The following is a 20,423-nucleotide window of genomic DNA, read 5'->3' on the forward strand; positions in this document are numbered from 1 at the left end:
TGGAGCCTGCATGACGGGGTGCGGCGGGAAGTTGGTAAATCATAACCGATTTTTTCCAAAAGTGTGGCCGGGAGCGCGATGGCGGCCTGTCGGCCCGCGGGGAGCGGCCTCGACCTCGCGCAAATACCCGCATCGCCGTCCGGCACTACAATGATCCGCTGCCCTCACCCCTGTTTTCGCCTCCCGCCGTCTCCATGTCGAACGACCCGATCCTGATCGCACCCGGCCCCGGCTTCTGGCCGCGGGTCGCGCGCATGCTGCTCGACGCGCCGGCGCTCGCGTGCGGCCGGCGCGACGGCTGCGACCTGTCAGCAATCCGGGTGCTGGTGCCGGCCTTCGTCCATGCGCGGGCGCTCAAGGAAGCGCTGGCGAGGGAGGCGGGCCGGCCGCTGATCCCGCCGCGGATCGTCACGCCGGCCGCCTGGCTGGCGCAACAGCCGCCGCCCGGCGCGGAGGCGTCGCGCGGCGAGCGGATGATGTCGCTCTACGCGGAACTGCGCCAGCACGGCTGGCTGAAGAAACTGTTCTCGGCGCGCCGCAATACCGACCTGCTGCCGCTGGCGCAGACCCTGCTCGGCCTGTTCGACGAACTGAGCGCGGCCTTGCTGCCGGTGCTGCAGGGCGATGCCGGCGCCGCCGACAGCCGGTGGCAGGCGGCGCTCGCGCAGCTGCCGCCGCCGATGCGCACGCTGCTGTCGGACGAGGCGCAACTGGTCTGGACGCTCTGGAAGAGCCAGCTCGACGGACGGGATCCGGTCGCCGCCGCCCATGGGCAGATGATGGCGCTGGCGGAGCAGGCCGAGGCGCCGCTGATGTGGGTGCAGGCCACCCGTCCCGATCCGCTGCAGCAGGCTTTTCTCAATGCATATGCCCGCCGGCGCCCGGTGCGGGCGGTGGCCCTGGACTGGCGGGCCGACGCGGTGCCGCCGCTGCTGGCCGAGGCCTGGCCGGAGCTGCCCGAGGAACCGGCCGGCGACATGCCGCCGCCGCGTGCGGCGCCGGCCGTCCTGCTGCATGCCGCCCACGGCCTGGAAGCCGAGGCGCGCCATGCAGCGGGCACCGTCATCGACTGGCTGCGGGAAGGCCGCGAGCGCATCGCCCTGATCGCGCAGGACCGGGTCACCGCGCGCCGCGTGCGGGCGCTGCTCGAGCGCGCCGGGGTGTTCGTCGCCGACGAAACCGGCTGGCGGCTGTCGACCACGCGCAGCGCGGCAGCGCTGGATGCGCTGCTCGAGGTGGCCGCGAGCGACGCCGACACCCTGGCGCTGCTCGACCTGCTCAAGGCGCCCTGCCTGCTCGCGGAGCGTGCCGACAAGGCCGGGCGGGTCATGGAGATCGAGCTGGCGCTGCGGCGGCGCAATGTGCAGGGCGGCTGGCAGGCGGCGCTGGCGGCACTGGACAGGGCGCCCGAGGCGCGTGCGCTGCTGGCGCAGGTGGCCGAGCAGGCGCGCGGCCTGACCGGCCGCCGCACGCTGGAGCAATGGGGGCGCGCCACCGGCGACGCGCTCGCCCGGCTCGGCATGCGCGCGGCGCTGGAAGCGGATGCGGCGGGCGCGCAGCTCATCGACTTGCTTGACATGCTCACCCAGGATTGCGCAGGCATGGCGCAGCAGTTTTCGCTCGCCGAGTGGCGCGCCTTTCTCGGCCTGCAGCTGGAAGCCGCGCCCTTCGTACCGGAGGGCGGCGACCGCCGGGTGGTCATGCTGCAGCTCAACGGCGCCCGGCTGCGCGGCTTCGATGCGGTGCTGATGGTCGGCGCGGATGCCGCGCACCTGCCGTCGCGCGTCGGCGAAACCCTCTTTTTCGGCGACGGCGTGCGGCGTGAGCTCGGCCTCCTCACGCGCGACCAGATGCAGCGCCAGCAGCTGCGCGACCTGGCGGCCCTGCTGGCGAATACGCCGGTGGCGGTGCTGTCCTGGCAGGCGACGCGGGACGGCGAGCAGAATGCGCCGAGCCAGTGGATCGAGCGGCTGGAGCTGGCCTGCGAACGTTCGGGGCTGGGACCGCTGCCGCGCCATCCGGCTTCCATCGCCATGGCCAGCCTGCGTCCGACGCCCGCGCGCCAGCCTGCGCCGGTCGCGCCGCAGCTGCTGCCGCGCCGGCTCTCGGCGAGCGCATGGAACAGCCTGGTGGCCTGTCCCTATCAGTTCTTTGCCGGCCGCATGCTGCGTCTCGACGCACTCGACGAACTGTCCGACCTGCCCGAGAAACGCGACTACGGCGAGTGGCTGCACGCGATCCTGCGCCGCTATCACGAGACGCTGCGCGAGCGCCGGGTCGACAACGACGCGCGCCCGGCTCTGCTGCGCGAGATCTCGGACCGGGTGTTCGCCGAGGCGCTGGCGCAGGGCGGGGCGGCGCTCGGCTACTACGTGCGCTGGCAAAAGGCGATGCCGGCCTACCTGGAGTGGGCCAACGCGCGCGAGGCGCAGGGCTGGCGATTCGCGCTCGGCGAACAGCATTTCGAAAAAACCCTGGTGTGGGACGACGGCCAGATCACCCTGCACGGCTACGTCGACCGCATCGACGAGAACGCGCAGGGGGAACGCGCGGTGCTGGACTACAAGACGCGGGGCGTGCCGGCCCTGCGCGACAAGCTCAGGCAGGGCGAAGATCACCAGCTGGCCTTCTACGGACTGCTGTCGGACCTGCCGGTGCAGGCCGGCGTCTACGTCGCGCTGGAACTCACGCGCGAGCGTGCCGGCGATGCCCAGGCCGCGGATTTCGAGGCGTGGCAGGCGAAGCTGGAGGCGCGCATCGTCGCCACCCTGCGCGCGATCGCGGGCGGGGCGCCGCTGCCGGCCAACGGCGTGCAGGCGGTCTGCGAATGGTGCGAAATGCGCGGGCTGTGCCGCAAGGGGGCATGGTGAGACAGGCGCGCGCCTATGAAGTCAACGGCGCGGCGATGGACGCGGCCGGCTTCGTCCGCGTCGCCTGCGACCCGGCGCGCTCGGTCGTGGTGGAAGCCTGCGCCGGCAGCGGCAAGACCTGGCTGCTGGTGGCGCGCATGCTGCGCCTGCTGCTCGACGGCTGCGAGCCGTCGCAGCTGCTGGCGATCACCTTCACCCGCAAGGCGGCCCAGGAAATGCGCGAGCGCCTGCTGCAGCTGCTCAGGGAGCTGGCGCTCAGGCCCGAGGCGGCGGCCGCCGGACTGCTGCTCGAGCGCGGCGTGACGCGGGATGAACTGCCGCGCGCGCTGCCGCTGGCGCGCCGTCTCTACGATCGCGTGCTGTCGAGCCCGCACAGCCTGTCCATCGATACCTTCCACAGCTGGTTCGCGCGGCTGCTGCAGATCGCGCCGCTGGCCGCCGGGGTGCCGCACGGGCACGCGCTGGCGGAGACCACCGGCGAGCTGCTGGCGGAGGCCTGGCGCGGGTTCATGCAGTCGCTGCTGCACGAGGACAACGCCGCGCTGCGCGACGCGCTCGAACGCCTGTACCGGCTGGCCGGCGACCATGCCGCGCGGCGCCTGCTCGACGCCTTCATCGAGCGACGCGCCGAATGGTGGGCGGCCACGCAGGACGGCGCCGGCGGTCCGCTCGATGATCTGCGTGCGCTGTGCGGCGTCGATGGCGAGGAGGATGCGCGGCTCGGACTGTGGCAGGACCGGCGACTGACGGAACGCCTGCTCGATATCGCCGCCCTGCTCGGTCAGGGCGCGAGCCGCAACCAGGAGCGGGCGCAGGCCATCGAGCGGGCGCTGTCGGATGGCCCCGGGCTCGACGCGTTCAGCAGTCTTTACGCGCAGTTCTTCGATGACAAGGGGGCGGTACGCGGCAACGACCACCGGCGGGGGCGCCTGCTGGCGGCGCTGCAGAAGGAACTCGGGCCGGACGGCGCGGATGCCTTCGAAGAGATGTTCGCGCAGGCCGGCGAAGCGCTGCGCCGGCTGCAGCGCCGCAGCGCGGAGCAGCAGGTGCTGGCGGTGAACGAGGCGCTGTTCGCGGTCGGCCCCGCGTATCTCGAGCATTACCAGGCGCTGAAGGCGGAACGGCGGCTGATCGATTTCGGCGACCTGGAGTGGCATGCCTGGCGGCTGCTGAACGACGCGTCGCATGCCGCCTACCTGCAGACCCGGCTCGATTCCCGTTACCGCCACATCCTGCTGGACGAGTTTCAGGACACCAATCCGCTGCAGTGGAGCATCGTGCGCGCCTGGCTGCAGGCCTATGACGGCAGCGGCGAGCAGCCGAGCGTGTTCGTGGTCGGCGACCCCAAGCAGTCGATCTACCGCTTCCGGCGCGCGGAGCCGCGCGTGTTCGCCGCCGCGCGCGACATGCTGGCGGCACGCGGGGCGGAATGCTTGCGCACCAACCAGACCCGGCGCAACGCCACATCCATCGTCGAGGCGATGAACGCCTGCTTTCAGGGCAATCCGCTGTATGCGCCGCAGACCACGCTTGCGGAATCGGTCGGCGCGGTATGGCGGCTGCCGCTCGCCGTCGCCGCGCCGGGCGGCACCACCAGGCCGGAAGAACGCGCGCTCCAGCGCGATCCGCTTGCCGAACCGCGTGAGGAACAGGAAGACGCCCGCCGGCTCGACGAGGGCAGGGCGGTGGCGCAGGCCCTGCGGCAGGCGCTGGCCGAGCTTGCCGGGCGCCGCGGCAAGCCCGTTCCCTGGTCGGATGTGCTGCTGCTGGTGAAGAAGCGCACCCACCTGGCGGCCTATGAGCGTGCGCTGCGGGAAGCCGGCATCCCGTTCGTCTCGGATCGGCGCGGCGGCCTGCTCGAGGCGCTGGAAGTGGCCGACCTGATCGCGCTGCTCGGATTCCTCGTCACGCCGGGCGACGACCGGGCGCTGGCGCATGTGCTCAAGTCGCCGGTGTTCGGCGCCGAGGATGAAGACCTGGTGATGCTGGCGCAGCGCGGCGAAGCCAGCTGGTGGCTGCGGCTGCAGGCCGCGCGGCGGGAGCAGGACCTGCTGCTCCCGCCGCCGCTGCGCCGCGCCGCGCAGCTGCTCGAGCACTGGCTGGCGGCGGCGCCCCGCCTGCCGGTGCACGACCTGCTCGACCTCATCCTGCACCAGGGCGAACTCGCCGAGCGCTATGCGCAGGCGGCCGCGCCGGCGCTGCGCGCCCAGGTGCTCGGCAATATCGAAGCCTTTACCGAACTCGCGCTCGACCTCGACGCGGGGCGCTATCCGAGCGTGCCCAAGTTCATCGAGGCGCTGCGGCGGCTGCGGCGCGGCGCGGACAACGACGCGCCGGACGAGGCCGCGGTGGATGCCGCCGCCGACGCCGTCCGCATCCTGACGATACACAGTGCCAAGGGGCTCGAAGCACCGGTGGTGGCGCTGCTCGATGCGAACCACAGCGAACCGGCGGGCGAGGACTGCGGCATTCTCTGCGACTGGCCGCACGATGCGGCGGCGCCAACGCATTTTTCCGGTTTCGGCCGCACCGCCGAACGCGGCAGCGCGCGCGATGCGCTGTTCGACGCCGAGGAAGCGTTCCGCCGCCAGGAAGACTGGAATCTGCTGTATGTCGCCGCCACCCGTGCCCGCGACATCCTGATCGTCAGCGGCGTGGCCGGTCCGCGCGAGGATGGCGTGACCGAGGGAAGCTGGTATGCGCGCCTGCTGCCGGTGCCGGAGAAGCGCCTCGCGGCGCCGGACGAGACGCCTGCCGCGGCGGCGGAAGAAAACTTCAGCATCCCGGTGTTCCGGCCGCCGCCGTTGCCGGCGGAAACGACGACCGCGCGCGAGCAGCTGACGAGCGCGGCGATCGCGGAGGGCCTCGCCCTGCATGCCCTGCTGGAGCGCCTGACGGAAAGCCAGGCCTGGCCGCCGCCGATGCCCGATGCGCAGACCATCGCGCGCTGGCTGCGGTGCCCGCCGGCGGTGGCGGCGGCGGTGCGCGAGCAGGCGCTTTGCATCCTCTCGCAGCCGCAGCTGGAGCGCTTCTTCAACCCGCTGCATTTCGAGTTCGCGCGCAACGAGCTGGAACTGCTCTCCGGCGGCGAGCTGATGCGATTCGACCGCGCGGTGGTCTGCCGCGACGAAGTCTGGATCCTCGATTACAAGCGCGACCTGCTCGACAGCGAGCGCGGCGCCTATCGCAGCCAGCTGCGCCGCTACCTGGACGCGGCGGCGCCGCTCTTTCCCGGCCGCGCGATGCGGGCGGCACTGATCACTGCTGACGGGCGCCTGTGGGAAGTGGAGCGTCTGTGAGCGGAGCGGCGGCGGGGAGCAGGAAGGCCTGCCGGAAGTCGGCGGCCGGCAGCGGTCCGCTGACATAGTAGCCCTGCACCTGGTCGCAGCCCTCGGCGCGCAGGAAGGCGAACTGTTCCTCCGTCTCGACGCCCTCGGCGATCACCTTGTGGTTCATGCTGCGCGCCATGCTGATGATGGCGCGGGTGATGGCCGCGCTGTCGGCGTCGACCGTCACGTCATGCACGAATGAGCGGTCGATCTTCAGCGTGTCGATGGGGAAGCGCTTGAGGTAGCTGAGGCTGGAATAACCGGTGCCGAAGTCGTCGATCGACAGGCCCACGCCCATGGCCTTGAGCGCTTCCAGCAGGGTCACCGTGCGTTCGAGATCGTGCATGGTGACGCTCTCGGTCACTTCGAGTTCGAGGAACTGCGGCGGCAGCCCGGTTTCATGCAGCACGCGCGCGACCAGATCGAGGAAATGATGGTCGCGGAACTGCACCGCCGACACATTGACCGCAACCGGGATCGGGCGCAGTCCCGCATCCTGCCACGCGCGGTTCTGCGCGCAGGCCTTGCGCAGCACCCATTCGCCCATCTGGATGATCAGCCCGCTCTCCTCGGCGATCGGGATGAACTGCGAGGGAGAGACCGGGCCGCTGTGCCGGTCGTGCCAGCGCAGCAGCGCCTCGGCGCCCACCACCTCGCGCGTGGCGATCGCCATCTTGGGCTGGAAGCAGATCGCCGGTTCCTCGCGCGCGATCGCACGGCGCAGGCTGCCCTCGAGCGCGAAGCGCTTGATCGCGCGCTCGTTGATGCGGCGCTTGAAGAACTGGTAGTTGTTGCGGCCGTGCGCCTTGGCCTGATACATCGCCGCCTCGGCATGCTTGACGAGGGTGTCGGCGTCCTCGCCGTCCTCCGGGCAGATGCTGATGCCGATGCTGCAGGTGATGTGCAGCTCATGGGATTCGATCAGGTAGGGCTCGGTCAGCGTCTCCAGGATGGTCTTCGCCACGCGGGCGGCCTGGTAGCCGTCGCTCGCCTCCTGCAGCAGCACCACGAACTCGTCGCCGCCGTGGCGCGCGATGGTATCGGGGTCGCGCACGATGCCGCGCAGGCGCGCCACGATCTCGATCAGCAGGCGGTCACCGATGTAGTGGCCGAGCGTGTCGTTGACATGCTTGAAGCGGTCCAGGTCCAGGAACAGCACCGCGCAGCGCGTATCGCGCTTGAGCGCCAGCGCGATCGACTGGCTGAGCCGGTCGTTGAGCAGGAAACGGTTGGGAAGGTCGGTCAGCGAGTCATGCTGCGCCAGCCAGGACATGCGCTGCGACAGCGCGCGCACCGCGCTTACGTCATGAAACACCAGCACCGCGCCGATCACCTTGCCGTCGGGGGCATGGATCGGGGCGCAGGAATCGTTGACGGCGGATTCGCTGCCGTCGCGATGGATCAGGATGGCGTTGGGCGGGACGTGGGTCACGCGGTCCTGCTGCACGGTGCCGCTGACGCCGCGCATGACGGGTTCCCGGGTGACCGGATCGAGGATGCGGAATACCTCGTAGATCGGCATTCCGGCCGCTTCCGCCAGTTTCCATCCGCTCATGCTTTCCGCTGCCGGATTCATGTAGGCGATGCGGCCGTCGGTATCGGTGGTGATGACGCCGTCTCCGATGGAATTGAGCGTCACCTGTGCCCGCTCGTGCTCGTGGAAAAGGTTTTCTTCCGCGGTGCGGCGCACGCTCGCCTCGGCCTGCAAGCGGGCATTGGTGGCGGACAGGGCATTGAGATTGGACTCCAGCACGTCGAGCGTCTCGTTCAGGGCGACGCCGGCCTCGTTGCGCTGCTCGTCCAGCCGCAGCAGCAGGCGCGCGGTCCAGGCGATCAGCAGGCCGAACACCAGCATGCTCGACAGGGTGATCAGGATCATGCCGAAGGTGATGTCGTAGTAGCCCGCCTGGTATCCCCAGAACTGCAGGCGTTCGAACAGGATGGGAATCAGCAGCGCGGCCGGCAGCAGGCGCCGCGCGGTGATGCCGCCGGCGCTGCCGTTGGTGAGCAGTCGCATCGCTCCGCACTCGGGCCGCGCGGCGAACATCGCCGCGCACAGCAGCAGAAAGGCGAGCGTGACCGGCAGGCCGATCATGCCGTAGTAGTCGATCTCGTACAGCGCGCTCTTGCCGTACAGGTAGCCGATCGCCGGCACGAAGGCGTTGAGCGCCGCGAGCAGGATCAGCAGTTCGGCCGCGCGCGGCCGCGCGTCCTCGATGCGCAGCATCAGCGCCAGCGACAGCAGGATGAAGATCACCGCGCTGATCATCGACATCCGACCGCCGTGCGCGACGAGCAGCCGCGCGGTGCCGAGGTCGCGCACGGCGAGGTATTCGCACAGGGAGAGCAGACCGAGCAGCAAAGCGCCGGCCGCCGCCAGGTGGGCAAGCACCCGTGCGGCGCCGGTCGGCGGCGATAGCGCGCACGGCAACAGCGCGCCGCTGCACAGCAGCATGCCCAGCGCAAGCGAGGGCTCCACGCGCAGCCATTCCGGCTGCATGACGGTCAGCGGCGCGAAGCCCGCCACCCAGGCGAGGATCACCAGCAGCGAGGCCGCCGCGAGCGCCAGCGCCGCGGCGCGCGCGAACAGGTGATAGCGATGGGTAGTGCGACTGGGCGGGTGCATGGGCGCATCTCCGGTCGTATTCACGCCGGACCAATGGGGCAAGACCCGGCCGCGTGCGAAGCGCGCAGTGCGATGGGGGCCAGGAAAATTGAGTCGGGGAAAAGGCGGCTCGCGAGTTGCACGAAAGTTAAGACGAAGCCTGCCGGGACAAGTTCCTGCGCTCAGGCCCGGCTGATCGCGTCGAGCGCCTGCGCGATGCGGTCGAGCGCGAGCACCTGCTGCGCCGCCCCGAGTTCGGCCGCCGCGCGCGGCATGCCATACACCGCGCTGCTCGCCTTGTCCTGGGCGATGGTCGGGTGGCCGGCATGGCGCATCGCGAGCAGGCCTTCCGCGCCGTCGCGGCCCATGCCCGTCAGCAAGACGCCGGCCGCGCGCCCTTTCCAGTGGCGGGCGATGCAGTGGAAAAACACATCGATCGACGGCCGGTAGGGGTAGTCGACCGGCTGCTTGCGATACGCGAGCCGCTGGTTGTGGCCGAGCACCAGGTGATCATTCGTCTTCGCCATCCAGATCCGTCCCGGCGCCGGAACCTGCGCGTCTTCGATCACCTCGACGGGCATGCCGTTCTGGTCGCCCAGCCATTTGGCGAAACTGTCGGTGAACTCCTGGTCGATGTGTTGCACCAGCACCAGCGCGCAGTGAGCAGGCGGCTGCCAGTCGCGCAGGATGCGCGACAGCGCGACCGGGCCGCCGGTCGAAGCGCCGATGGCGATCAGCAGCTCCGCGCGGGTCGCGCCGGAATGCTGAGAGCTGACTCTTGCCGGCCGCGGCGCATCGGCGGCGATCAGCTTGCCGATGGTCCTGATCTTGGCCATCAGCGTGCCGTCCTGGTCGAAGTTGCCGCTCATGACCGGCGTGGCCGCCACGTCGAGCGCGCCGGCGCCGAGTGCGCGGAACACCAGGCTGGTGCTTTCCTGCGGCGACGCGGTGACGATCAGGATCGCGCAGGGTGCCTGCTGCATGATGCGGCGCGTGGTCTCCACGCCGTCGATGCCCGGCATCTTCAGATCCATCAGCACCAGGTCGGGCCGCTGGTCGATGCACAGCTGGACCGCCTGTTCGCCGTCGCGCGCGACCCAGATCACCTGGTGTTCCTGGTGCGCGCTCACCAGCCGGCGCAGCGCCTCGGCGATCAGTGCCACATCATTGACGATACCGATTTTCATTGCCCGCTGTCTCCGATCAGGTCGAACACCGCTTCCAGCAGCGTCTCGTCGTGGAAGCTGCCCTTGGTCAGATAATAGTCGGCGCCGGCCTGCACCCCGCGCGCACGGTCTTCCGGCCGGTCCTTGTAGGACACGATCATCACCGGCAGCGCATGGAGTCGCGCGTCGGCCTTGATCAGCGTGGTCAGCTCGATGCCGTCCATGCGCGGCATGTCGACGTCGGTGATGACCAGTTCATAGTCGCTGGCGCGCACCGCGTTCCAGCCGTCCATGCCGTCGACCGCCGTGTCGACCTCGAAGCCGCGCGCCTGCAGCAGCTTGCGCTCCATCTCGCGCACCGTCAGCGAATCGTCGACCACCAGCACGCGCTTGCGCCGCGCCGCGCCGGCGCCGGTCTGCGCGCGCACTCCGCGCAACGCGCCTTCGCCGGCCATCCTGTCGATGCTCACCAGCAGGTCGGCCACGTCGAGGATGAGCACGGGCGATCCGTCCTCCAGCAGCGCCGCCGCCGAGATGTCGCGCAGCTTGCCGAACATCTGGTCGAGCCGCTGCACCGCAAGGCTCTTCTCGCCGATGATCGCGTCCACGACCAGGCCGTGGCGGCGCTGGCCGTTGCCGATCACGACCACGGCCAGTCCGTCGCCCCCGGTGCGGGCGTCGCCCAGCGCGAGCAGGGGCGCGGCCGGGATCAGGCTGACCTGTTCGCCGTCGGCGCCGTCCATCGCGAAAAACTGCCTGTCTTCCAGCGAGCGAATGGCCGACATCGGCAGCCGCAGCACGCGGTCGATCTTGTTGATCGGCAGCGCGTATGCTTCGCCCGCGATTTCCGCCACCAGCGCCCGCACGATGGATTGCGACAGCGGCAGGGTGAGCGCCAGCGAAAAGCCGCGGCCGGTCTCGGTCGTCAGTTGCAGGCTGCCGTTCATGGCCCGCACTTCGGCCTGCACCAGGTCCAGTCCGACGCCGCGGCCGGACACGGTACTGGCGCTGTCGCGCAGGCTGAACGCGGGCAGCAGCAGAAAATCGAGCAGCTCGGCGGTGCTCATCGCCGACGCCATCGCGGCGCTCGCCATCCCGCGCTGCACGATGCGGTCGCGCACCTTGTCGAGGTCGACGCCCGCGCCGTCGTCGCCGACCCGGATGACGAGCATGCCGCCGCTGTGCCGCGCCTCCACCCGTATCGTCGCCTGCTCGGGCTTGCCCGCCGCGCGGCGCAGCGCGGGCGTCTCGATACCGTGGTCGAGCGCATTGCGCAGCATCTGGGTCAGCGGGCTTTCGATGCGGGCAAGGACATCGCGGTCGACCATCGTGTCCTCGCCGACGATCTCGAGCCTGGCCTGCTTGCCGAGACTGTGCGCCAGGTCGCGCACCATGCGCGGCAGGCCGCGCACGCCATCGCGGAAGGGACGCATGCGCAGCGACAGCACCTCGTCCAGCATCAGCTGGTTCACGCTCAGCTGGCGCCGCTCCAGCGCCTCGCATTCGGCGATACGCGCCGCGAGCTCGTCGCGCAGCGGCTCGAGGCGCTGCTGCAGCAGCGTGAGCCGTTCGCGCAGCAGTTCATCCGCCGGGCCTTCCAGCAATGTCTGCCGCAGTTGCTCGAAGGCCTTGAACATCTCGGCATGGCGCTGCTTGTGGCGCTGCAGGGACTGGGCGAACGGCTGCCAGGCATGCGCGCCGATGCGGGCTTCGCTCGCCAGCGACAGCAGGCGGTCGAAGCTGCGCGAACTCACCTTCAGCACCGCGTCCGCCGCCGGCGGCTCCTCGGCCGGCGCCGGGGCCGGGGCAGGGGCTGCCGGCGCGGCGGGCGGCGCGGTCAGCGGAGCCGCGGCCTGCACGGCGGCCGGCAAGGCGAGCGCCGGGGCGGCGGGCGCCGCCGCCTCCCCGATCCTGGCCTGCGGGTCCGCGGCTTCGTAGAGCGCGGTGAGCAGGTTGGCCAGCTCCAGCTTGCGGCTGTCCATCCAGGACTGCGCCTGCGCCTCGTCGAGCGACGCGATGCGCACGATCATGTCGACCGCCGACAGCAGCCGGTCGACGCGGGCCTTGCCCAGCGTCAGCCGTCCCTTCTGCGCGGCGACGAAACAGTCCTCCATCACGTGCGCCAGCCGTTCCACCGGTTCCAGATTGACGATGCGCGCCGCCCCCTTGAGCGAATGCGCGGCGCGCATCAGCGGTTCGATCGCGGCCGCGTCGGCGGCGCCGTTTTCGATGGCGAGCAGGCCATCGGTCAGCAGCTGCGCCTGGCTCTCCGCCTCGCCGCGGAACAGTTCATGCAGCGACATGCTGCCGTAGTCCTTGTCCTCGCCGTTCATCGCATCAGCCCCGCGAGCTGCCGGCCGAGCAGGTCCGGGTCGAGGCAGCCGACGATCCGGTTCTCCACATGCAGGATGGCGTGCACATGGCGCAGCAGTTCGCGTCCGCCGCCGGCCGGGACATGCAGGTCGCGCGCCGCGTGGCGGTGTATCCCGTACACCTCGTCGACCGGCAGCGCGCAATCCTGCTGTTGCAGCCGGACCGCCAGCAGGCGCGCGTAGGCATGGCGATGCGCCGCCGTCGCGGGTGCGCCGGCATCGATGCCGAACAGCCCGGCCAGCGAGAAACAGGGATACAGCTGGCCGCGGATGTTCACCAGGCCGCGCAGCACCTGCCCGCTGCGGTGGGGGATGCGGTGCACCGGCGCGAGTTCCGCCACCGTCAGCGCCAGTTCCGCCGGCAATGCGAACCATTCGCCACCGATGCGGAACACCAGGGCGGCCAGCGGCGTGTCCGCGCGTTCCTGTTCGGCGCGGGCGTAATGCGCGGCCCATTCGCGCCGGTAGTCCTTGGGCAGGGGCCGCTGCATCACGCGCGACGATCCCTCCGCCCAGGCATCGCAGTTGCGGCAGTGGATGTGTTCGCGCAGCCGTTCGCAGCTGCGGTCGCCGCCCACGCCCTCCCGGTTCCAGCAGTTGACGGAGTCGCTCATCGGTTCACCTGTTTCGCCGCGAGGCGGTCATGCACGCGCGCCGCGCGGCGGCGGCAGCGCTGCGCCTGCGCCTGGTCGCCCTGGCGTTCGGCGAGCAGGGCCAGGTGGCACAGCGCTTCATAGTGGTCGGGTTCGAGGTAGACCGCGCGCTTGAGGCAGTGGATGGCCTGGGCCGCGTCCTGCTGCTGCTCGCTCAGCAGGCCGAGCAGAAACCAGGCTTCCGGCACGTCGGGCGCCTGTTCCAGGCAGCGGCGGCAGGCGGCCTGCGCCTCCCGCACCGCCCCGCGGTCGGCCAGCGCGCGCGCCTGCGCCAGCAGATCGTGCGCATCGTCCTGTCGCCGCAGGGGCGTGCGCATGGCGGGCGCCGCCAGCGGGGCGACGGCGGGAAAGGGCGGCCGCCGGCGCGGAAAAGCCTGCTCGATGGCGCGGGGGCGGGGCTCGGAGACGGCCGCCGCTTTCGTCATGGCGAATGCGCGCGCGATGGGCTGCAGGCGGAAGCCGTGCTGCGACAGCGGCATCGTCTCCGCGTAGCCGGCGAAGAGCATGCCGTCGTCGTGCAGCAGGCCGCGCAGGCGGGCGGCGGCCAGCGCCTGGGTGGGGGCGTCGAAATAGATCAGCAGGTTGCGGCAGAACACCAGGTCGTAGCGCAGGGACGGGTCGGGCGGGCTGAGCGCGAGCAGGCTGCCGCAGGCAAAGCGCACGCGGCGCCGGATTTCCTCGTGCAGGCGCCAGCCATCCGCCGCCGGAGAGAAATGGCGGCCGCGGAAGGACAGATCGCGGCTGCGGAAGGCATTGCGGGAGTAGACGCCGGCGCGGGCGCGTTCGATCGCCTGCGGGCTGATGTCGAGGGCGTCGATCTCGCATGCCTCCCCGTCGATGCCGGCCTCGCGCAGCGCGATCGCCAGCGAATAGGGCTCTTCACCCGCCGCGCAGGGCACGCAGAGCGCCCGCGTCCTGCCGTGGTCGGCCAGCCGTTCGCGCAGAAAGCGCACGGCGGCGGCAAACGCTTCCTCGTCCCGGAAGAACCAGCTTTCCGGCACCACCACCAGGTCGATCAATGCCTGCAGCTCGGCCTCGTCGCGCAGCGCCTCGCTTTCATAGGCGGCGGCATCGTTGATGCGGCGGGTTCGCGCCCGCTGGCGTACCGCGGCCTGCAGCGAGGCCGGCGTCAGATCGATGCCGGTTCGCTGGCGCAGCACCTGGAGCAGGCGGGATGCGCTCATTGCGTTACGCCGCCATCAGGGTAGAGCAGCGCGCACACCTGCGCGTCCAGCAGCGCGGCCGGCTCGACCAGCTGCAGCATGCCGTCGGCGCCCGCGCTCACCCGCCCCAGCCAGGGCGCGGCGGGATTCGACACCGGCATGGCCTCGAAGGCCGAGGCATCGATCGTCCTGACGCCGCTGACCCGTTCCGCCACCAGGCCGAGCGGACGGTCCTGCCCGCCGGCGTGATAGGACACCAGCAGGATGCGCGTATCGAACTGCGCCGCGCAGTCGCGGCCGCAGGCCAGCCGGCAAAGATCCAGCACCGGCACGGCCTGGCCGTGCAGGTTCATCAGTCCGGCCACGAAGTCGGGCGCGCCCGGCAGCCGCTTGAGTTCCATCAGCGGCAGCACCCGCAGCACCTCGCGGGTGGGCAGGCCGTAGCGGTCCTGGCCGAGATGGAAGATCAGAAACTGCATGGCCGCGCCTACATGTTCACCGCAAAGCTCGAGACGCCGGCCTGCAGATCCTGCGCCGCATACTGCAGCTGCTGCACCGCCTCGCTGGTGGCGCGCAGCGCATCGACGGCCTGCTGGGTCGCCTCGTTCAGCTGCGTCATCGTCTCGCTGATCTGCTGCGCGCCGACGGCCTGCGACTGCATGCCCTCGAGCACCATGTCGAACCGCGGCGCCAGCTTCTGCACATGGTCGATCACCGATTTCAGGCCATCGCCCACGTCGCGGCTGACTTCCACGCTGCGGCGGATCTCTTCCGAAAATTTGTCCATGCCCATCACGCTGGCCGACACCGCCGACTGCATTTCCTTGAGCATCTGCTCGATGTCCCAGGTCGCGATCGACGTCTGGTCCGCCAGGCGCCGGATCTCGGTGGCCACCACCGAGAAGCCGCGCCCCGCGTCGCCGGCCTTCTCGGCCTCGATGGCGGCATTGAGCGACAGGATATTGGTCTGGTCCGCCACCTTGGTGATGGTGGTCAGAACATTGTTGATGTTGCTCGCCTTTTCCGACAGTGCCGCCAGCTTGGCATTGATGGAATCAGTCGCCTGCACCATGCGGTGCATCGCCTCGTCCATGCGGCCGAGGCCGCCGTGGGCGCTGACCGTGGCGGCCGTGGTGCGCTCGGTCACCTGCGTGACTTCCTCCATCGCCTTGAGCAGCTGTGCGGTATTGGCGGAAATCTCCTTCGTCGTCGACAGCACTTCGACGCTGGTCTGCGCCTGCTCGACGCCGGTCGATTCCTGCTGCCGGGCCGAGGCCGCGATCTCGGTGGTGGAGGTCGCGACCTGGATGCCCGCCTTCTGCACCCGATCCAGCAGCAGCCGCAGGTTGTCGAACATGCGCGCCAGGCCGTTGCCGAGCTGGCCGATCGCATCCTCGCCCGACACCATCACCCGCCCGGTGAGGTCGCCCGCCGCGGCCCGGCTGACCACGCCGAGCAGCGAATCGACCTTTTCCCGCAGTTCCGCCGTCGCCTGCCGCTCCCGGGTCTGGCTGTCGTGGATCGCCTGCGCCATGTGATTGAACTGCACCGCGACCTGGCCGATCTCATCCCGCCCGTACACCTCCGCCCGCGCATGCGGATTGCCCGCGGCGAGCTGGTTGACGGCGCCCGTCAGGTTGGCCAGCGGCCGCAGCACCGAACGCGCCAGCAGCCAGGAAATGAGCAGGGCGACGAGCACGCAGGCGATGCCGCCGCCGATCAGCGTGCCCAGCATGGTCCGGTGCAGCGAACCGGCGCTTTCCCGGCGCTCGGCAAGCAGGCGGTTTTCTTCCTCCGTCAGCTGTTCGAGGATGTTGTGGATATCCGTGATGTTGCGGAAGCCCTGGGCCAGCAGCGGATCGCGTGCGACCTGATCCGCCGCCGTGGCGGTCTTCCCGAGGCTGCGCCGGCGGTCGATCAGCGGGGCCACGATATCGTTCATCCAGGTGCCGATCAGCTGCTCGATATTGCGCACCCGCTGCACCTGGTTCGGATTGTCGCTGACCAGCCGAACCAGCTCCCGCAAGTGGTTGTCGAGGCTGCGCCGGTTCTGATCCACCCGCCCGAGAAAGCGCTCGTCCCCGGTCAGCAGAAAACCGCGGTATTCCGCCTGGATATCGAGCAGGGTCGCTTCCACCGCATTGCTTTTCACCAGTACCTGCAGGGTATGGCGGTCCCATTCATTGGCCTCGCTGAGTTTCTGGAAACTCCCGTAAGTGCTGAGCAGCAGGATCAGGAGCAGCGCGACGATGGTGCCGAAGCCGAGATAAAGTTTCTTGTGCAGGCTGAGGTGTTTGAGCATGTGGTCTCCGGTGGCGCGCGGTATGCGGTCCAGGCATTATCTGCGATTGGCGGACATGTTGCTCTGAGGCTCGCGGGCGGGGAAATGTTTCCAAATCCCGGAGACGCCACGTCCCGGATGCCGCGCCTGAGACGACGGCGGCCGCCGACTGGCGGCCGATGCTTCGCGCCGCAGGCGTGCGGCCTGAACTGAACCCTAAGTCCCCGGAGGCGTACGTGTTTGTTCCGGCAGCAGTGCTCCCTCGCCGTGTGGCGCTCATGCCGGACAGCTCTCGATGTGAGCAATCGCCCCATACACCGAGTCGACGCCGATTTCGTGATTCATGCAGGCGAACTTACGTTCGGCAACGCACCAGTGTGAAAAGAGGCGCGCGGGATCGCTCGTGTTGGCACGTCGCAAGGCGTCGTCGCTCAACAAATGCCGGTAGCAGGGGCTGTCCGCGCACACCGGCTTCAGGCCCGTGGACCGGGCTCCGGCCCGCCCCTCGCGAAATGGCAGGCGGTTTTCCGGGGCGACCACGCTGTAGAGCCCGACGATATGGATCGATGTCGCCGCGGCCAGCTGTACAGGTCCGCTATCGGTCGTCACGAGCACGTCGGATACCCGCATGAGTCCGAGCGTCTGAACGGTGCTGAGCTGGTCGACCAGAACATGTGTCCCCGGAACGGAAATGGCATGCGCACCGCGTCCGGGGATGGTTCCGGTATCGCCGATCAGAATTACCTGGTGTCCATCCTCAACCAGCCGCTCGCAGAGGGCCGACCAGCGTATCGCCGGCCAGGTGCGGTTGGGGTCGCCCTGCGCCGCATGCACGAGCACCCGTTTTTTTCCGGGGGCTATTGGCGGCAATGCGGAAACCGCAGTGCAGGCGATTCCATCCGCGTCTGGCTGCAGCACGATCTCCTTCAGATGCGGGGGGGCGGTAAGCCCGAAGTATTCGAGATAAGCGTCGATCTGATGCCGACCGCTGATTCCAAATTTTGCAGCACCAAGATCGGCGCAGTGCATGCCGCCCTGGTGCTGGAAGCGTTCGTGCAGCGCCGCCACTTCCGCTGCGTCAGTCACGACGCCTTCCAGATGCGGGCAGCCTGACGCCAAGTCGCGAAACGCGGGATCGGTCAGCAGAAAGATGGGCTTGCCTGTCATGGCTTTCAGCGCATGTGCCGCGCCCAACAGCATGAGGACATCCCCGAGTCCGCCGCGCCGCTCGAGGCACACCGCGCCCAGATGGTCGAGGGAGCGGCCATGACGGAACGGCTTGCGTGCCCTGAGCACGATGCGCATCCACTGCACCACGTTGGCTTCGGAGCGCGCTTTTTGTGCCACCGCCTCCTGGGTGATTTCGCCCTTGGCGATGCGATCGATCCAGTACGGATCCAGAAAATATTCCACGGCGGTGGTTTCGAAATCGACGCCTATGTATTTCGCGAGCGGCGTGCGAGGCAGACTGGCTGCCTGCCACCGTTCCACCAGGGCCAGATCGAAGCACTGCAACATTTCGGGTGTAATTGGGCGCACACGAGAGGGATCGCTCGTATAGTCGGCATGCATGGGATGCGAAACATGAATCTCGATAAGCGCGTCCGGTTTGGCGATCCGGTACAACTCGGACATGATACTCAGAAACGATTGCGTATCCTTGCCAAGGTGCTCAAGCACGTGTTTCATCAGGATGAACTCCGCGCAGTCGTTGTCGAGCGGCCACGGCGTCCTCTCTAGGTCGACCACCTGATCCGGCTGAGCTGCGTCGAAAAAGTCGACGTTCAGCCAGCCGGGCCGGTAGTCGCGCCCGCATCCAAGGTTGATCTTCAAAAGTTTCTCCAGTGTCGAACGGCCCGACGGGCCCTCCGGCAGGGTACGCCAGGTAGGTGGCGTTCAAAGCGGAAAACAGCGCCGCTTCTGTCCTGTATTTATGGCTGCCGGTGTTCAATACGCAAGCGTATCTGGCGTAAAGCCTTCCAGCACGTCGGGCACGTCGAGATGGGTAGGAGGCAGTCCCGAGCGGCTGCGCCTGACCATCATCGAGACGGCGCTTTCGAAGTTGCGCGCGAAACGGCGGGTATCGAACAACGGCGCGCCGCGGCGCCTGCGCGTCAGCTCTTCGCGCAGACTGCGTCGATATGCTTCGTCCACGCCGATGCGGGCAGCTATGCGGACCATGTCGTCGCCGTCTTGTCCCACGAGCTCGTGCAGGTCCATCGCGCGGAGCAGACTTTCGCTTACCCGGGAGGCAAAATGCCTGCCGCGGGCCGTCACAACCGGTATGCCGGCCCACAGCATGTCGGACGTCGTCGTGTGCCCGTTGCATACCAACGCATCGAGCGCCGCGTCGGCAAGCTGCAGCCGGGCAAGGTGCTGCTCGGGTGCCGCGAAGGGCGCAAAAATCAGCCGCTCGGGCGCGATCCCGGCCGCCTGCGCCTGCTGTCCCAGATTGCGCTCGGCCGCCGCGCCCTGCGCGAGCAGCCACAGCACACTGCCGGGCACGGCCTGCAGCACTCTCATCCAGACCGAAAAACTGCCGCGATCAATTTTGTAGGACTGGTTGAACGCGCAGAACACCACTGCGTGTTCGGGCAGACCATGGGTCGTCCGCGATCCCGGCTTGCCAGCCAGCGCGCGCTTGTCGTCGTTGCACTGGTAGGTGTGCGGCAGCCTGCACAGCTTTTCGGTGTAGTACATCGCGCTGCTCTCGGGGGTTACGATGCGGTCGCCGACCAGGTAATCGATGAATTCCGTCCCCGTCGAGCCGGGAAACCCGAGGTAAGCCGCCTGCAGCGGCGCTGGACGGTAGGCCATGACGCCGAGGCGTCCCCAGCCGGTATGCCCCTTCAGGTCGAACAGTATGTCTAGTCCGTCGGCGGCGATCCGGGCGGCCGCGCCCGCGTCGTTGAGCGTCGTGATGTCGACATGGTGTTCCACCGAATCGAGGAAACGCCGCCGGTAGTGAGAGCCATCATTGGGACTGGAGTCGTAGGCGAAGATCTCGTAACGGGTCCGGTCGTGCGATTCCAGCAAGCCGGCCATCAGGTGCATCGTGGCGTGGTTGCAGAAGTCGGACGACAGATAGCCGATTCGGATGCGGCCCTCGTCCCCCGCCTGACGCACCGCGGTGTGCAGAGGTTGTGGCCGCGGCAACATGCGGTCAGCATAGGCGCGGGTCACTTCCAGGTTGAATGCCTCATCCGTGCACCACGTGATGTGGGTCAGTGGAAACTCGTGCGTACGGTCGAATTCCCCCCGTCCGTAGTACGCGCTGAGCTTGTTCTGCAGGGATTCGATCCAATCCCACTCGCAGGTGAAGCGGGCCGGCACCAGCGCGGCGCCAAGTGTCGCGGGCTCGCTCGTATTGCTGATGAAACGTTTGAAGACATCGCTTGCCTCTTCGTACAGTTCATTGCTCTGCAGGAGCAGGGCGGCATTGGCGAGGTAGGTCGGATTCTGGCTGAGGCCGATGAGCCGCCGTGCAAACAGCAAGCCATCGCGGGCGCGCTGCGCATTGAACAGGGTGGTCACAAGCGTGTTCAGAATCTCCTCGTTGCCGGGATCCTCCGCGATCGCGTAATGGAGGACGACCAGTGCCTCGTCGATGCGTCGCTCCGCCACGAGCAGGTGGCCGGCGACCAGCCAGTTGCGCGCTCCGCCGCCCACGGCGCCGGCACGACGGTACACGTCGATCGCCTCGCGGCCGCGGCCCGAAAATCGCAGCGCTTCCGCCTTCAGGGTAAGCAGGCCCGGATGATTCGGCTGCTGAGCCAGCAGTGGGTCAATCTGTTCCAGAGCCGCCGTCGCCTGTCCATTCTGGATCAGGTGGAGCAGCGTTTCGGTCAGGTTTGCGGGAGAAGCGGCGGGAGTTGTCATGATAACGGTGGCGGATTTAGCCACGATTGTGCCCGCTGGCACGGGTACACATCCGGCGCCCATCCCTGTCTTCGCATTTCAACAACGCCGCCTGTGGCCCGCGCC

The 20,423-nt window shown here is 69.0% G+C and carries 11 protein-coding genes; 2 read left to right on the plus strand and 9 right to left on the minus strand.

Translation table 11 applies throughout. From position 1 onward, the window contains the following. The first annotated feature begins 194 nt into the window (after positions 1-194). On the plus strand, positions 195-2,870 hold the full coding sequence (locus NCCP691_RS10205) for a PD-(D/E)XK nuclease family protein (protein ID WP_220808168.1): 2,676 nt from the start codon (positions 195-197) through the stop codon (positions 2,868-2,870). Next, on the plus strand, positions 2,864-6,169 hold the full coding sequence (locus tag NCCP691_RS10210) for a UvrD-helicase domain-containing protein (RefSeq protein ID WP_220808169.1): 3,306 nt from the start codon (positions 2,864-2,866) through the stop codon (positions 6,167-6,169). Before NCCP691_RS10205 ends, NCCP691_RS10210 begins: the two co-directional genes overlap by 7 nt. On the opposite strand, the gene NCCP691_RS10215 is transcribed toward NCCP691_RS10210, so the two are convergent. The 9 genes from NCCP691_RS10215 to NCCP691_RS10255 form a co-directional block, all read right to left on the minus strand. Beyond that, positions 6,129-8,825: a putative bifunctional diguanylate cyclase/phosphodiesterase gene (locus NCCP691_RS10215; protein WP_220808170.1), complete on the minus strand. Its 2,697-nt coding sequence runs from the start codon at positions 8,823-8,825 to the stop codon at positions 6,129-6,131. The genes NCCP691_RS10210 and NCCP691_RS10215 overlap by 41 nt on opposite strands. 161 nt (positions 8,826-8,986) lie before the next feature. Continuing rightward, the gene (cheB, locus tag NCCP691_RS10220; RefSeq protein ID WP_220808171.1) at positions 8,987-9,991 is read right to left on the minus strand and encodes a chemotaxis-specific protein-glutamate methyltransferase CheB; all 1,005 of its coding nucleotides are present in this window, start codon (positions 9,989-9,991) and stop codon (positions 8,987-8,989) included. Beyond that, entirely contained in the window at positions 9,988-12,303 is a 2,316-nt protein-coding gene (locus NCCP691_RS10225) for a hybrid sensor histidine kinase/response regulator (RefSeq protein WP_220808172.1), read from the minus strand. The genes cheB and NCCP691_RS10225 overlap by 4 nt, the downstream gene beginning before the upstream one ends. Further along, positions 12,300-12,956: a chemotaxis protein CheW gene (locus tag NCCP691_RS10230; protein WP_220808173.1), complete on the minus strand. Its 657-nt coding sequence runs from the start codon at positions 12,954-12,956 to the stop codon at positions 12,300-12,302. The genes NCCP691_RS10225 and NCCP691_RS10230 overlap by 4 nt, the downstream gene beginning before the upstream one ends. Then, entirely contained in the window at positions 12,953-14,179 is a 1,227-nt protein-coding gene (locus tag NCCP691_RS10235; RefSeq protein ID WP_220808174.1) for a CheR family methyltransferase, read from the minus strand. Before NCCP691_RS10235 ends, NCCP691_RS10230 begins: the two co-directional genes overlap by 4 nt. After that, positions 14,176-14,637 carry a chemotaxis protein CheW gene (locus NCCP691_RS10240; RefSeq protein WP_220808175.1) on the minus strand — a complete coding sequence of 154 codons (462 nt, stop codon included), beginning with the start codon at positions 14,635-14,637 and terminating at the stop codon, positions 14,176-14,178. The genes NCCP691_RS10235 and NCCP691_RS10240 overlap by 4 nt, the downstream gene beginning before the upstream one ends. An 8-nt stretch (positions 14,638-14,645) precedes the next feature. Further along, entirely contained in the window at positions 14,646-16,460 is a 1,815-nt protein-coding gene (locus tag NCCP691_RS10245; protein ID WP_220808176.1) for a methyl-accepting chemotaxis protein, read from the minus strand. Between the two features lie 255 nt (positions 16,461-16,715). Further along, entirely contained in the window at positions 16,716-18,272 is a 1,557-nt protein-coding gene (locus tag NCCP691_RS10250; protein WP_220808177.1) for a glycosyltransferase family 9 protein, read from the minus strand. A gap of 114 nt (positions 18,273-18,386) precedes the next feature. After that, the gene (locus NCCP691_RS10255) at positions 18,387-20,318 is read right to left on the minus strand and encodes an O-linked N-acetylglucosamine transferase, SPINDLY family protein (protein WP_220808178.1); all 1,932 of its coding nucleotides are present in this window, start codon (positions 20,316-20,318) and stop codon (positions 18,387-18,389) included. Positions 20,319-20,423: the final 105 nt, after the last annotated feature.

It is taken from the genome of Noviherbaspirillum aridicola (assembly GCF_019656455.1).
In the GTDB taxonomy this organism is placed as follows: Bacteria; Pseudomonadota; Gammaproteobacteria; order Burkholderiales; family Burkholderiaceae_D; genus Noviherbaspirillum; species Noviherbaspirillum aridicola.